Annotated in this window: 12 protein-coding genes; 6 read left to right on the top strand and 6 right to left on the bottom strand. The window is 41.7% G+C overall.

What is annotated here, in order from left to right:
- Window positions 1-60 precede the first annotated feature (60 nt).
- From DDV96_RS10525 to DDV96_RS10545, 5 genes are all read left to right on the top strand, one after another.
- The gene (locus tag DDV96_RS10525; RefSeq protein WP_133240841.1) at window positions 61-783 is read left to right on the top strand and encodes a sulfotransferase-like domain-containing protein; all 723 of its coding nucleotides are present in this window, start codon (window positions 61-63) and stop codon (window positions 781-783) included.
- Between the two features lie 2 nt (window positions 784-785).
- Window positions 786-1,682: an aminotransferase class IV gene (locus DDV96_RS10530; RefSeq protein WP_116694732.1), complete on the top strand. Its 897-nt coding sequence runs from the start codon at window positions 786-788 to the stop codon at window positions 1,680-1,682.
- Between the two features lie 55 nt (window positions 1,683-1,737).
- Window positions 1,738-4,494: a TonB-dependent receptor gene (locus DDV96_RS10535; protein WP_116694733.1), complete on the top strand. Its 2,757-nt coding sequence runs from the start codon at window positions 1,738-1,740 to the stop codon at window positions 4,492-4,494.
- Window positions 4,495-4,832: 338 nt separating this feature from the next.
- Window positions 4,833-6,338, top strand: coding sequence for a F0F1 ATP synthase subunit beta (atpD, locus tag DDV96_RS10540; RefSeq protein WP_116694734.1), 1,506 nt, complete (start codon window positions 4,833-4,835; stop codon window positions 6,336-6,338).
- 77 nt (window positions 6,339-6,415) lie between these two features.
- Complete coding sequence (locus DDV96_RS10545) at window positions 6,416-6,691, top strand: F0F1 ATP synthase subunit epsilon (RefSeq protein WP_116694735.1); 276 nt, start codon at window positions 6,416-6,418, stop codon at window positions 6,689-6,691.
- 86 nt (window positions 6,692-6,777) lie between these two features.
- Here the strand turns inward: DDV96_RS10545 and nhaA are convergent, their stop codons facing one another.
- The 4 genes from nhaA to DDV96_RS10565 all read right to left on the bottom strand — a co-directional run bounded on the left by nhaA (window position 6,778) and on the right by DDV96_RS10565 (window position 9,213).
- A complete protein-coding gene (gene nhaA / locus DDV96_RS10550; protein WP_206074019.1) occupies window positions 6,778-8,097 on the bottom strand; it encodes a Na+/H+ antiporter NhaA in 1,320 nt (439 codons plus the stop codon).
- A gap of 76 nt (window positions 8,098-8,173) precedes the next feature.
- On the bottom strand, window positions 8,174-8,380 hold the full coding sequence (locus DDV96_RS10555) for a helix-turn-helix domain-containing protein (protein WP_116694737.1): 207 nt from the start codon (window positions 8,378-8,380) through the stop codon (window positions 8,174-8,176).
- Window positions 8,381-8,383: 3 nt separating this feature from the next.
- Window positions 8,384-8,863 carry a DUF2975 domain-containing protein gene (locus tag DDV96_RS10560; RefSeq protein ID WP_116694738.1) on the bottom strand — a complete coding sequence of 160 codons (480 nt, stop codon included), beginning with the start codon at window positions 8,861-8,863 and terminating at the stop codon, window positions 8,384-8,386.
- A gap of 2 nt (window positions 8,864-8,865) precedes the next feature.
- Window positions 8,866-9,213 (bottom strand): DUF2975 domain-containing protein, encoded by a 348-nt coding sequence (locus DDV96_RS10565; protein WP_116694739.1) that lies wholly within the window; start codon window positions 9,211-9,213, stop codon window positions 8,866-8,868.
- A gap of 366 nt (window positions 9,214-9,579) precedes the next feature.
- Here DDV96_RS10565 and DDV96_RS10570 point away from each other — a divergent pair, with 366 nt between their 5' ends.
- Complete coding sequence (locus DDV96_RS10570; RefSeq protein ID WP_116694740.1) at window positions 9,580-10,446, top strand: cupin-like domain-containing protein; 867 nt, start codon at window positions 9,580-9,582, stop codon at window positions 10,444-10,446.
- A gap of 78 nt (window positions 10,447-10,524) precedes the next feature.
- Here DDV96_RS10570 and DDV96_RS10575 read toward each other — a convergent pair whose 3' ends face one another.
- Together DDV96_RS10575 and DDV96_RS10580 are read right to left on the bottom strand one after the other, a co-directional pair.
- A complete protein-coding gene (locus tag DDV96_RS10575; RefSeq protein ID WP_116694741.1) occupies window positions 10,525-12,768 on the bottom strand; it encodes an inorganic phosphate transporter in 2,244 nt (747 codons plus the stop codon).
- Window positions 12,769-12,836: 68 nt separating this feature from the next.
- Window positions 12,837-14,060 (bottom strand): porin, encoded by a 1,224-nt coding sequence (locus DDV96_RS10580; protein ID WP_116694742.1) that lies wholly within the window; start codon window positions 14,058-14,060, stop codon window positions 12,837-12,839.
- Between the last annotated feature and the right edge of the window lie 287 nt (window positions 14,061-14,347).

The raw sequence follows: 14,347 nt of genomic DNA on the forward strand, positions 1-14,347 counted from the left end.
CCATTGCATATATTTTTGATGTATTTTTAGTGTTTGTTTCCTTATTTCAAGCGCAGCGTCATGAAAATCGTCAACCTTATTTCAGGTCCTAGAAACCTATCTACCGCTTTAATGTATTCCTTTGCACAACGAGAGGATTTTGCCGTAATGGACGAACCTTTCTACGGCTATTACTTAAAGAACACAACAACCCAAACAGACCATCCCGCAACCGAGGAGATTCTTAATACCATGGACTTAAACTTGAGTTCCATTATAGCCAGTATTCAAACGCTCTCAAGCCTAAACCATGTGTTCGTGAAAGGGATGGCGCATCATTATATAAGTGAGGAACCTGATTTTATTCTGAAATGGGACAACCTCATTTTAATAAGGCATCCTGAAAAACTGCTCCTTTCTTTTTCAAAAGTGATCGACAACCCCAAATTGGAGGATATTGGTATTAAAAAAGCTTCGGAAATGTTTTTGTTCCTGAAACAAAACGGACGAATACCCACCGTTATAGACAGCGATGAACTTATGAAAGCACCAGAAGCCTATTTAAAAAAAATATGCCACGTCCTAAATGTTCCTTATACATCAAAAATGATATCTTGGCCTAAAGGCGGCATTCCTGAAGATGGCATCTGGGCGCCGTATTGGTATAAAAACGTGCACAATTCCGAAGGGTTTCAGAAGCAAAAAAGAACCCAGACCGAGCTGCCAAACCATTTGAAATCCGTTTTAAAAGAAGCGATGCCGTATTACAATACCCTGAAAAAACACATAATAAAGAACGATTGATTATGCTACAGCAATTTGACGAACGCAACCGCGATATTCAAGTATTTATAAAAGACAAACTCTACCACCGGGACGAGGCCAAGGTTTCGGTCTTTGACAGTTCGGTTCAAGGTGGCGATGCGGTCTGGGAAGGTCTGCGGGTATATCCCGAAGGCGTGGTCTGTCTGGATGAACACCTTACGCGTTTACAAGAAAGTGCCAAAACCTTGGCGTTTGAGGATATTCCGACTAAAAAAACCATAAAAAAAGCCATAAAAAAAACGCTTGACGCCAATGGTATGGACAACGAGGTGCACATTCGATTAACATTGACCCGAGGCGAAAAAATAACCAGTGGCATGGACCCACGCGTTAACCAGAACGGTTCGTGCTTAATTGTGCTGGCAGAGTGGAAGCCTTTGGTGTACGACAACAAAAGCGGCATAAAGGTGATAAGCTCCAGCCAACGGCGCAATGCCCCACAATTTTTGGACAGTAAAATTCACCATGCGAATCTACTGAACAACATCCTCGCAAAAATACAGGCCAACGTGGCGGGGAAAGATGCCGGACTAATGCTGGACGAACGTGGTTTTGTGGCCGAACTGAACGGCAGCAACCTATTTATGATAAAAAATGGTATTATCTACACGCCTTATGCTCACGCATGTTTGCCGGGCATCACCCGTGCCACGGTTATAGCGCTCTGCAAGAAAAACAGCATTCCCATAGAAGAAACCGACCTCACCCTGTCACAATTATATAACGCAGATGGTGTTTTCGCCACGGGTACCATGGGCGAATTGACCCCGGTCATAGAAATTGACGGCAGGGATATTGATGCCGAAAACGATCTTCAGAAAAAAATACTGGCCATTTTTAAAAATAATATCAGGTCATTTTGTGAAAAATTAACATAATCTTAAAAAAATTCATATCTTTCAGTTTTAACCTCTATAACTAACTGAAAAGATTATGAAAACAAAACTACTCCTCCTTTGCTTATTTGCCTTTAGCGGCATGGCAATTTCGCAAACAACCGTTACGGGAACTGTTTCCGATCAAGACCAGCAGCCTATTTTGGGTGCCAACATTATCGTGATGGGCACCAATGCGGGAACCGTTTCAGACTACGACGGTAAATTTATGTTAACGGTAGATCAAGATCCGCCGTTTTCTATACAAATTAGTAGTGTGGGGTTTCAGTCGGTTACCCAACAAGTAACTGCGCAAGGTCAAGACTTTTCCATAGTATTGCCGCAAGGCGATAAGCTGGATGAGGTGATTATTTCGGCCTCCCGGACCCCGGAGAGTGTACGGGAATCACCAGTGACCATTGAGCGTATTGACTCCCGGGACATTGAAAACAGTGCCGCTCCCAATTTTTACACCGGACTGGAAAATTTAAAGGGAATTGATGTAAACAAAGGTGGGTTGACTTTCAATTCGGTCAATGCCAGGGGGTTTTCCTCCTTTGCGAATACCCGTTTTGTGCAATTGGTCGATGGGATGGACAATGCCTCACCCGCTTTGAATTTTGTAATAGGAAACTTCTTGGGCGTTAACCAGCTGGACGTACAAAGCGTGGAAATCCTTCCCGGTGCTTCATCTGCGCTCTACGGTGCAAACGCTTTTAATGGAATATTGTTTATGAACACCAAAAACCCATTTGAACACCAAGGCATAAGCGTATATTACAAAACAGGGATTACCAGCCAAGAAGCGGCAGGCGATAACCGGTTTTATGATTTCGGAATCCGTGTGGCGCATAAAATAAGTGATAAAATGGCGGCAAAAGCATCTTTTTCCTATTTAAAAGGAACCGAATGGTGGGCTACCGATTACCGCCAATATACCTTGAACGAGCCCGGCGAACCCGATTTTATCTCGCCGTTCCGCTCTGGATTGGCACACGATGGGATCAATATCTATGGAGACGAAGTGGCGACCGATATCAATGCCGTCGCGCAATCATTGGAAGCCGCAGGCCTTATCCCTCCAGGAGCAAGTGGCTTAGTGCCATCGGTCGTGGTGGGCAGAACCGGTTACAAAGAAAAAGATGTTACCGATTATGAGGCCATTAACGGAAAGGCAGATTTCTCCTTGAACTTTAGACCCTTCAGCAACAGTAACACGGAAATCATCTTGAACTCAAGGCTCGGCTTCGGAAATTCCATTTACCAAGGAGCGAGCCGCTATCAACTTAAAGGTTTCCTCTTGCAGCAACATAAATTGGAAGTAAAAGGAGATGACTTCTTTGTTCGGGGATATGCCACCACCGAAGATGCCGGTGATTCCTATGATATGCGTTTCACGGGAATTAACATCAACCGCATTAACGCCCCAGAATGGTTTGGAACCTATGTGGGCGCCTACTTAAACGCCATTACCACTGGCGCAAGCCCCGAACAAGCGCATGCCGGTGCCCGCGTGTTTGCCGATGAAAACGTGACCTTTCAGCCCGGAACACCAGAATTCCAAGCTGCGTTTGACAAAGTAACCTCCAACCCCGATGTAAGCGTGGGATCTAAGTTTGTGGACAACTCCAAAATGTATGTGGGGGAAGGAAATTACAATTTTAGGAGCTTGCTCAACGACGTAATGGATTTGCAAGTCGGCGGTTCGGTAAGGCGGTATTCACTGGATTCGGGCGGTACCATCTTTACCGATTATGATGGCCCCATTGAATACGATGAATATGGCGCCTACGTTCAAGGGATTAAAAAATTTATGGATGAGAGACTTAAACTAACGGCATCTATTCGCTACGACAAAGCTAATAAGTTCGATCCAAGTTACTCGCCAAGGGTGTCTTTGGTATATGCTGCAGGTGCCGACAGAGAGCACAACTTCAGGGCTTCTTTTCAAACGGGATTCAGAAACCCCGACACCCAGTCGCAGTTTATTGGGCTGAATGTGGGGCGTGCCATTTTGGTGGGTTCCGCCGAAGATAATTTAGATCGCGACCTGCCTGGTACCGATTTAACGGGTCGAGATGCGTATTTCGATTCGTACTCCTTGGCTTCGGTAAATGCGTTTTCTCAATCTGGCGACCCGTCGGTATTGGTTCCGGTACAGACCGACTTGGTGGAACAAGAGCAAGTTTCCGCCTTCGATGTAGGTTATCGTGGGCAGTTGGGCAAAATTTTTATGGATATCAATGCGTACTATAATATATACGATGGCTTTATAAGCAGCAAACTGGTGGTTACCCCAAAAAGCGGAAGTGCTTTCGATGCTTCCGGGATTATGGATTTGGCCACTGGGAACGTAGATGTGTTTCAGCTGTACACCAATTCTGAGGCCGAGGTGTCTTCGTATGGCTTGGTAGCAGGGCTTTCCACAAATTTTGCCGAAAACTATCGGGTTGGGTTGAGCTATACCTATGCGAAGTTTGATTTTGACCAAGCTTCGGACCCAGATTTCAGGGCGGCGTTCAACACCCCAGAACATCAGGTGAAATTGTCTTTTGGAAACCCAGAAGTGTTCAAAAACTTTGGGTTTAAAATCAATGCGAGATGGAGTGACGAATATTTATGGGAATCCAGCATCGCCAATGCTATTATAGACTCCAGGACCGTTCTGGATGCACAGGTGAATTATACCATCCCAAAATTGAAATCGGTCATTAAAATAGGCGGGACCAATATTGCTGGCGACGAGTATCGAAGTGCTCCCGGTGCCGGTTCCATAGGTTCGCAATATTATATTTCGTGGACTATTAATCAATAGTGCCTGGTTTGCTTCAGGTAGGATTTTTTAAATTTTATACAGGTTCATTGTAGTTTAATAAATAAGCCCAGGGGCAAATCGCTCTGGGCTTTTTTTATCGCTGTATTTTTAAAGTGTCAACTTGGTTTTATATTGAAATTGAATGTCAATTCCTTCAGAAAAAGTGAAATTTGAGGCGCTATTTGCTTCAGAAAAACACCCTTCAAAAAATCATCAATTTCCATTGCATAATTTAAACAGAAAAAACTATCTTTGCACCTGCCTAACTGAAAGGGTAGGCCGTTCAAAAACAGGGTGGTAATTGCACCCTTGGATAACTAAAAAATAAACAGTCAATAATGTCACAAGTTAAAGGAAAAGTTGCACAGATCATTGGCCCGGTGGTGGATATAGAATTTGCTAACGGAGTCGAGCTTCCAAAAATTTACGATTCAGTAGAAGTGGACAACCACGGTAACCTATTGGTTCTTGAAGTACAATCGCACATTGGGGAAAACACCGTACGAACCATTTCGATGGATTCTACCGATGGATTAAGCCGCGGTGTAGAAGCTGTAGCAACAGGCGCCCCCATACAAATGCCAATTGGTGAGGAAGTATATGGACGTCTTTTTAACGTAATAGGTGATGCTATTGACGGGATGGAAGACCTTCCTAAAGCGGGTGACAATGGGCTGCCCATTCACCGGGAAGCACCAAAATTTGAAGACCTTTCCACTTCTACCGAGGTATTGTTCACCGGTATTAAAGTAATCGACTTGATTGAACCTTACGCAAAAGGAGGTAAAATTGGATTGTTCGGTGGTGCCGGGGTAGGTAAAACCGTATTGATTCAAGAATTGATTAACAACATTGCCAAAGGCCACGGTGGTCTTTCGGTATTTGCAGGAGTAGGGGAACGTACCCGTGAAGGAAACGATTTGCTTCGTGAAATGCTCGAATCTGGCATTATCAAGTATGGTGACGACTTTTTGCACTCTATGGAAGATGGCGGATGGGACTTGTCTAAAGTTGACAAGACCGCAATGAAAGAAAGTAAAGCAACCTTCGTGTTTGGGCAAATGAACGAGCCACCAGGAGCACGCGCCCGTGTGGCGCTTTCAGGATTGACCATTGCCGAGTATTTCCGTGATGGAGCGGGCGATGGCCAAGGAAAAGACGTACTGTTTTTCGTAGATAATATTTTCCGTTTTACACAAGCAGGTTCAGAGGTATCGGCACTTTTAGGCCGTATGCCTTCTGCGGTAGGGTACCAACCAACCTTGGCAACCGAAATGGGGGCGATGCAAGAACGTATTACCTCCACCAAAAAAGGATCGATTACATCGGTACAGGCGGTTTACGTACCTGCCGATGACCTTACCGACCCGGCACCGGCAACAACTTTTGCTCACTTGGACGCTACCACGGTGCTTTCACGTAAAATTGCCGAGCTCGGTATCTATCCAGCGGTAGACCCATTGGATTCTACCTCACGTATTCTTACCGCCGATATTTTGGGCGAAGAGCACTATGCCTGTGCACAACGTGTAAAAGAGCTGTTGCAACGGTATAAAGAATTACAGGATATCATTGCTATTTTGGGTATGGAAGAATTATCTGAAGAAGATAAACAAGCGGTAAACCGTGCACGTCGTGTACAGCGTTTCCTATCACAACCATTCCACGTAGCCGAGCAGTTTACGGGTATTCCTGGAGTATTGGTTGACATTAAAGAAACCATCAAAGGCTTTAATATGATTATGGACGGTGAGTTGGATCACCTACCCGAAGCCGCCTTTAACCTGAAAGGTTCTATTGAAGAAGCGATAGAAGCAGGTGAAAAAATGTTGGCTGAATCGTAAATTAGATTTGAGATATGAAACCTGAGATATTAGAGTATCTCACATCTCACATCTCACATCTCAATACTTATAACAATATGTATTTAGAAATAGTAACCCCAGAGGCCTCTTTGGTAAGTGGCGAAGTAGAATCGGTAACCGTACCGGGCGTAGAAGGTGAGTTCCAAATGTTAAACAACCACGCCCCCATAGTATCTGTATTGGCAGAAGGGAAAGTGAAATTTTCCGGAAACCCGACCATAGCCGAAGGATTTGAAAACAAATTCACAAAAGAAGACGGCAAGTGGGTACTCAAAATTACCAGCGGCACCGTTGAGATGAACAACAACAATGTGATTGTTTTGGCCGATTAATTTCTGAAAAACGAATAAAATACTAAAAACGCCTTCCAAATCGAAGGCGTTTTTGTTTACAAGATTTTTTACGATTCTTTCTTACATCAGTCAGGAAATGAGGCATTTTCTTTTTCCTTCTTTTTAAGCTGAAACCGTAGAATAAGATACCCCGTTAAACCGGCAACCAGAGTGCCCAATAATATCCCTATTTTTGAAACGGTCAACAAGTCGTCTTCACGGAAGGCCAGTTCAGCAATAAACAACGACATGGTAAAGCCTACACCGCCCAAGAAACTGACTCCCACAATTTGCCTGAAGCTTATTCCGGTAGGCAGTACGGCGATTTTCAGCTTATAGGCCAGATAACTAAACAAAGAAATGCCCACTACCTTGCCAATAACCAAGGCAATGGCAATATGCGATATAAGGTGGGTATCGCTCAACGAGTCCAGGTTGATGGTTATCCCGGCGTTGGCCAATGCGAAAATAGGCATAATGACGATGGCCACCCAGCCACTGAGGCCGTTTTCCAACTGTTGCATGGGCGATTGCACGCGGTCTGTGATCAAGTTAATGCGGTCCACCGCATCTTGTTGTTTATCTGAAAGTACAATTCCTTCGTATTCAGTTTTTTTAAAAATGTGGAGCGAACTGCGCATTTCCTTGAAAAAATTGTCCAAGTTCATGTTCCTGCTCGATGGAATAACCAGCGCCAGCAGTACCCCAGCGATGGTGGGGTGTATCCCCGATTGTAAAAACAACACCCATACAACGATGCCACATATAAGCAACAAGTATTTTGAATGAAACTTCTTGTAAGCCAAAAAGGCTAAAAAAAGCAAAATAGCCAATGCAATCAATAAGTAAGATAAATGCATCTCGTGGCTGTAAAAAAGAGCAATGACCACTATGGCGCCAATGTCGTCTATCACGGCAAAGGTGGTCAAAAATATTTTGAGCCCCAGCGGTACGCGTTTGCCCAAAAGGTTAAGGATGCCCAAGGAAAAAGCAATGTCGGTCGCCATGGGGACGCCCCATCCCGCTGTGCCAGTCTGGCCTTTATTCAACAATAGAAAAAGCGCAATAGGGACGAGAATGCCACCAATCGCTGCAAAAATGGGCATGCTGGCCTTTCGCATGGTGGTCAGTTCCCCATCGAGCAATTCCCTTTTGATTTCGAGCCCCACATAAAAAAAGAAAATGGTCATTAAGCCATCGTTTACCCATAGATACAGGGGTTTTTCAATGATAAAATCGGTGTTGCTGAACCCAATGGCAAAAGTTTCGTTCCAAAAGGTATGGTAGCTTTCCTGCCAAGGCGAATTGGCCCAAATCAAGGCGATAATGGCAAATAAAATAAGGAAAAAACTTCCCGAAGCAGATCGTTTTATAAACGTTTCAACAGGATTTTTGGCTATCTTCAAATTGAATGGTGTTTTTTTAGTGATTTAAAAATATAAATTTATTAAAAGTCATGGGTTTTACCCTAAAAAAATGAGTTCAATCTTCAGTGTATTTCAACAGGTCGCCTGGTTGGCATTGCAAGGCATCGCATATAGTCGATAGAGTAGAGAAACGGATCGCTTTGGCTTTTCCAGATCTCAATATGGAAAGGTTGGCTTCTGTAATCCCTATAATTTCTGCAAGCTCTTTGCCCGTCATGCCACGGTCTGCCAGTAAATTATCAAGGTTTATTGTGATTGGCATGACTTAAATCGTTAATTCATTTTCAGTTTTAAGCTCGGTGCCATTTTTTATTATGTCCGCAATAATATATAACACAAAAGCTAAAATAATAAGAAGAAAATTCTGACTAAAACTTGCAATACCTACTATTGATCCACTCGAATAAAAGAAAAGAATTATATCAAAAACACCTCCCAAAACTCCAGATAGTAAGAAATATTTTCCTGCAGTTATAAAATTTATTGAACTTTTAAAATTAAACAAACCGTTTTTTAGTGTTATGCTTAACCCCTTTTTAACATAAATCAAGCCAATAAAAGTGAAAACTGAAAGAAAAACGCCAACAAACTGGGTGTAATAGCCAAATATAAAATTGTCATATAGGTATTCAAACTGATCCATAAAATCGGAAAAGAAAGTTACGTATGTGTTTCCGAGGAAGAAAAGGATATATAGTATTATAAGCCCCACCACGAAAACGTGCAACAGTTTTATTTTTTTCATGTCTATATAGTTAAATCGTTTTCTTCCTTAAGTTTTTTGGCGTTTGCAAAAACAGTACTGAACAGCATAAAAAAGAACCCCATGATGATAACAAACAGGAGGCTATATGCTGTAAAATCTAATGTCAACGCAAGGCGGTCAATTAAAAGAATATCTGCCAAAAAGCGTAATAACAGTGTTGTAACCCCTACCGAAATTAGCAGTTTTCCAGCTGTATTGAAATTGCTGATTACTTTTTCAGAATAATAATTTCCCTGCACGATATGAGTTAATGACACTTTCAGAAAATACAAGCCAATTATAAAAAGGATATACTCTATTAGTGCAAGCATTAAAAATACCCGTGGCATCCAGTTTGATAAATTTACGGTTTTATAATTTTAGGGAATATTTAATACGTTTTGGTATTCTCCGGTTATAATGAATATAATGAGCAAGGCTCCCCCAAATAAAACCGCAAGCAAAAGAATTAACAGGAAAGCATTAATGAAATTTTTTAAAAGTTTAGCGGTTTCCACGATATTAATTATTGTTTATCGATAACAAATATAAAAAAATTATTGAAAAACAATAATTAAATTCAGGTTTTTATGAAAATGTGCAATGTAACAAAACGTTTTTGCAAGTGTGTTCCAAACGATCATCGCCAGCAACCTAAACATTTCTTTAAGACACCCTTTCAGCTAAGTTTTGTAATTTTGCCCTTTTAAACAGCTATGCAATTACAAGAAATAGACCGGGTTGAAACCATTACCAAAAACGATTTTATCAATAATTATTTTAAGCCTCAAAAGCCCGTGGTTATTGAGCGATTTATTGAAGATTGGCCAGCTTATAAAAAATGGAACCTGGACTATATGGCAAAGGTAGCGGGCGATAAGGAGGTTCCGTTGTACGACAACCGTCCTGTGAGCCATGAAGATGGTTTTAACGAGCCGCATGCGACTATGAAAATGAGCGAGTACATCGATTTGCTGAAACGTGAACCTACCAAGTACCGTATCTTTCTTTGGAACATCTTAAAAGAGGTGCCCGAGCTACAAGAAGATTATTCGTATCCCGATTTTGGTATCAAGTTAATGAAAGGCTTGCCCATGCTGTTTTTTGGAGGCGAGGACAGTTATACCTTTATGCATTATGACATCGATCTGGCCAATATTTTCCACTTTCATTTCCACGGAAAAAAAGAAGTAATCCTGTTCGATCAAGACCAAAACGATTATCTGTATAAAATACCGCATTCCCTTATTACACGGGAAGATATTGATTTTGCCAATCCCGATTACAAAAAATGGCCGGCGTTGAAAAAAGCAAAAGGGTTTAAGGCACATTTAGAACATGGCAACGTACTGTATATGCCAGAAGGTTATTGGCACTATATGCGCTACATTACCCCCGGTTTTTCCATGAGCCTTCGCGCCATCGCCCGAAACCCCAAAAACTTGGGAAAAGCCATTTACAATATCGCCATTATGCGCCATTATGATACCTTGATGCGCAAACTGAAAGGACAGGACTGGATTGACCAAAAAAATGAAAAAGCCATTGCCAAAACCCATGAAAAATTAGGAATAGACCAATAAGTCCAACTTTTAAAAGCTAAAAAAGAGCCTTTTACGAAAACTGTAACAGGCTCTTCTTATTTTCGGAAGGAAAAAGTATTATGCTTTTTTATAACTTATGTAATATTCTTCCATTAAATTCATCAAAGCCGTGACCAAATCTTTTGTTTCCAGTAACAGGCTGAAGTAGAGTGTCGTGTTTTTAGGGCTTGACTCTTCGGTTCTGGTACGGGCGATCTGTTTTTCGACTTTTTGCGAAACATACTCAAACAGTTCTTGTTTTTTATCCAGAACGACCTTGATTTTTTCTATTTCACGGTTTTCGAAAATATGTTCAATATCCACAAATAGTTCCTGAAGGGATTGGTCTATCTCCTGAAGATCCTTGATTTGGTTAAAACGTAGGGCCTTGTGGTTGTTGTTCACATGTTTGTAACTCGCTTTTGAAATATACTCCAGCGATTGGGCCACATCTTGCAGATAGCCAAGGATAATAATGTAGAAGTTGCTCCCGCGAACACTTTTTTCGTCTAAGTCCTTGATGAAATAGAATATATTGTCGCGCAGTTCGTCAATTTCATTATTGAGCTTTTTTACTCCCTTTTTGCTCTTTTTCAGCTTTGACGTGTCCTGTTTGGCCAATCCACGGAGCATATCGGAATAAATTTTATTGCTTCGGTGCACCACTTTTGCAATATTATCGGCACTTTCCTGAATGATCCCCTGTACGGTATTGCTCTCGGTCTTTTTAAGTCCCGTTTCGTCCATAATGGCGGTGCTTTTCTTTTTGTAAGAAAGGTAATTTCGAACCAGTAACAAAACGGCCAACATCAATAAAATAGCGATGGCCACCCCTTTTCCCAAGAAAATAAGGTACGCCATGGTTCCTGCGGCCACAAAGGCGCTAAATGCGGTAAAAAACCAGCCGCCAATTACGTTGAGTACGCCCGCCACGCGATATACGGCACTTTCACGCCCCCAAGCCCTATCGGCCAACGAGGTGCCCATAGCCACCATAAAGGTTACGTAGGTAGTGGACAATGGCAGTTTCATAGAAGTAGCGATTGAAATAAGAACCCCTGCCGTTACCAAGTTGATCGAGGCCCGTATCATATCGAATGCGGGTAATTCGTAGGTCCTGTGCTTTGGCAATTCTACGGTGGGTTTTTCAAACCGGGTATTGATTTTTTTGGTCGTTCTATTGGGTAGAATGTACGTTAAACCTTGGGCTATTCTCGATGTACCTTTTACCACAACCCTTGAAAGCATATTGGGCTGGAATTTTTCGTGTCCTTCGCCCTGTCTGGAGAGCCCTATTTCGGTCTCTGCCACGCTACGGGCTTTTTTTGAAAACCATAAGGTCAATACCATCACGCCTCCAGCAATGAACAGCAAGAAGGGCTCTGCGGGCACTTTTTCAGAAAGTACTTCCATAGAAAATGTTGAAGCAGCTTCGCCCGAGGCTGACCACGCTTCATAAGAATGGAAAGCAGCCATGGGCACCCCTATAAAGTTCACTAAATCGTTTCCGGAAAACGCAAGGGCCAACCCAAACGTACCCACGCCAATGACGAAAACAAGAATGCTCTTTTTGAAGATTTTCATAAATAGGTAAGAAAAAAGCGTCCAAAAAATAAAGCTTCCGCCCACAAAATACAGTTGGCTCCCTTCAATTACTCCTTTAAAGTCTTCGTAATAGGGCGTGCCTTTTAGGCCTTTCATAAAAATAAAATACCCAATGGCCGTTAACGCAAATCCGCCAAAGAAAGCCCCAAAATTCTTTACCTTTTTCTCGTAGTGAAACGTAAACACCAAGCGCGACAACCATTGCACGACAGCTCCCACCGTAAAGGCAATGACCACCGAGAGCAGGATGCCCAAGATGATTTCGGTAGCTTTTGCCGTGTTGATGTATTTACCAAGGTCTAACCAAGTTTCGGCATCGTTGGCACCAATTTTTATCAAGGCCATTACCACAGCAGCCCCTAACAATTCAAAAACTATGGATACCGTTGTAGATGTTGGTAGTCCGAGGGTGTTGAAAAAGTCGAGCAACAATATATCAGTGATCATCACCGCCATAAAGACGATCATAATTTCTTCAAAATAAAACTCACCGGGAACGAAAATACCTTTTCGGGCCACTTCCATCATACCGCTGGAAAAAACGGCACCGATAAAAATACCGATACTGGCGATGATCATGATAGATTTAAAGGATATGGCTTTAGAGCCGATGGCCGAGTTTAAAAAATTAACGGCATCGTTACTAACCCCTACAACAAGATCGGCTACGGCAAGTACCGCTAAAGCTACGATCATTAATAAGTATATGTTTTCCATTTTGTTTACTTAAAGTGGTGCAAATCTCTTAATTTAATTGCCTTTTATTGTTACCAAAAAGTTATCTATTAAAAATGAAGATCAAACCCCAAGCGAAATGCAATCGGCCCTTTTTCATGTTCAATAGTTGAATAGCTAATATCGCTTTGAACTTTCAGTTTATGTCCTACAATATATTTTGAAATTCCCAATGTATATTGGTTTTGGCTTTGTGCTTTGGTAATTGCACCAAAATTTAAAGAAGTAAAGCGTCCAGCAATTTCATAATTGTTTTTGAAAAGGTAACCAGCTTGAAAATTAAGGGCATTTCCTATTAAAACAACATCATTAGTGGGGTTTCCATCATCATCTAAAGCAGGGGAGCCATCAACTTCTGTGGCAATAGGATTGTCAGCGTCCCTATTTGCAAATTCGCCCATAAATGAGAATCCTTTATATTTAAACATGGCATCAACAAATACGGTTGAAATATCTGTTTCGTAAAATCCATTGCTGGTTTGCATGTAGCTACCTTGGTTGCTCCTTGTTTTTACGGCATTGTCATTATAATCGTAGGCAACGCCCAAAAGTAGTTTAGGGGTTTGTTCGCGCTTTAAGTCACTTTGGGAATACTCTGAGTTTCTGGTAAACTCACCGAACGGCAATAGTTCTAGCCTACCGGTGTATTGATGGCCGCCCAAGTTGCCCGAGGTGATGTTCCTGCCCTCCCCTTGCGACAACGCAAATTTTTCACGCAATATAATTTTTTCTGAAAGGGTGGTTTTATGGTGCAATTGGATGCCTATGTCGCGGTCTATATTAAATATGCTGTTCAGCAACGATCGGTCGATAAATTGCATATTGGCCGATGAAACCAAACGTTCCACATTGCCCGGAAGTTTAGTCTGTCCTGCCCAGAGTTCAAAATTTCCGTAGAAATTCCACATGACTACCGCATCGAGGATATAGCGTGGGGCATCACTGGTAAATTGGTTCCCTCCGGAAATATCCCGGTTGGAAAGCCCAAGCTCGATTTTATATTTCAGTTTAGGCGAATAAGCAAAGCCGTTAAATTTTAACCGCGCCCTTCTAATTAAAAAATTTTGTTCCGGTTTTGTGTAGTTTTCACCAGTATAATCCCAACTGGAAAGTGCTCTAAATTGTATGCGTGGGGCAAATTTAACACTCCACGAACTGTCTTTGGCTACGAGGTTTAATAGCCCTTTACCAAAAGAAGTATCTGTTGTTTCTTGTGCATTTGCTTTGATAAAAAAAGCAAATAATGCTGCAAACACTATATAGCGTAGCCTCATATAGAATCATTTTAAGTTTTTGTCGGCGCAAAGAACCGATTCTTATGTTAAATTAATGTTTCCTGAATATTATTTCTATATAATAATAACCTATTTTATTAACATAAAAAAGCTGCCTGATCAGGGCAGCTCCTACACTTAAAAAATCTAGTCGACAAAAACTTAAACGATTTTATGAGGTGTAAATTTGTCTAAAGACCTTACAAATTAACTACTCTAATGTAGTGTAGGCGTCAAGGTAATATTAATAAATTATTAAGTTGAAGCTAATTCCAATGTTAAGTTTT

The sequence above is a fragment of the Marixanthomonas spongiae genome (assembly GCF_003095375.1).
Lineage (GTDB): Bacteria > Bacteroidota > Bacteroidia > Flavobacteriales > Flavobacteriaceae > Marixanthomonas > Marixanthomonas spongiae.

Coding starts and splice junctions, on each gene's coding strand:
- DDV96_RS10525 (WP_133240841.1), top strand. CDS start 61: ATGAAAATCGTCAACCTTATTTCAGGTCCTAGAAACCTATCTACCGCT.
- DDV96_RS10530 (WP_116694732.1), top strand. CDS start 786: ATGCTACAGCAATTTGACGAACGCAACCGCGATATTCAAGTATTTATA.
- DDV96_RS10535 (WP_116694733.1), top strand. CDS start 1,738: ATGAAAACAAAACTACTCCTCCTTTGCTTATTTGCCTTTAGCGGCATG.
- atpD (WP_116694734.1), top strand. CDS start 4,833: ATGTCACAAGTTAAAGGAAAAGTTGCACAGATCATTGGCCCGGTGGTG.
- DDV96_RS10545 (WP_116694735.1), top strand. CDS start 6,416: ATGTATTTAGAAATAGTAACCCCAGAGGCCTCTTTGGTAAGTGGCGAA.
- DDV96_RS10555 (WP_116694737.1), bottom strand. CDS start 8,380: ATGCCAATCACAATAAACCTTGATAATTTACTGGCAGACCGTGGCATG.
- DDV96_RS10560 (WP_116694738.1), bottom strand. CDS start 8,863: ATGAAAAAAATAAAACTGTTGCACGTTTTCGTGGTGGGGCTTATAATA.
- DDV96_RS10565 (WP_116694739.1), bottom strand. CDS start 9,213: ATGCCACGGGTATTTTTAATGCTTGCACTAATAGAGTATATCCTTTTT.
- DDV96_RS10570 (WP_116694740.1), top strand. CDS start 9,580: ATGCAATTACAAGAAATAGACCGGGTTGAAACCATTACCAAAAACGAT.
- DDV96_RS10575 (WP_116694741.1), bottom strand. CDS start 12,768: ATGGAAAACATATACTTATTAATGATCGTAGCTTTAGCGGTACTTGCC.
- DDV96_RS10580 (WP_116694742.1), bottom strand. CDS start 14,060: ATGAGGCTACGCTATATAGTGTTTGCAGCATTATTTGCTTTTTTTATC.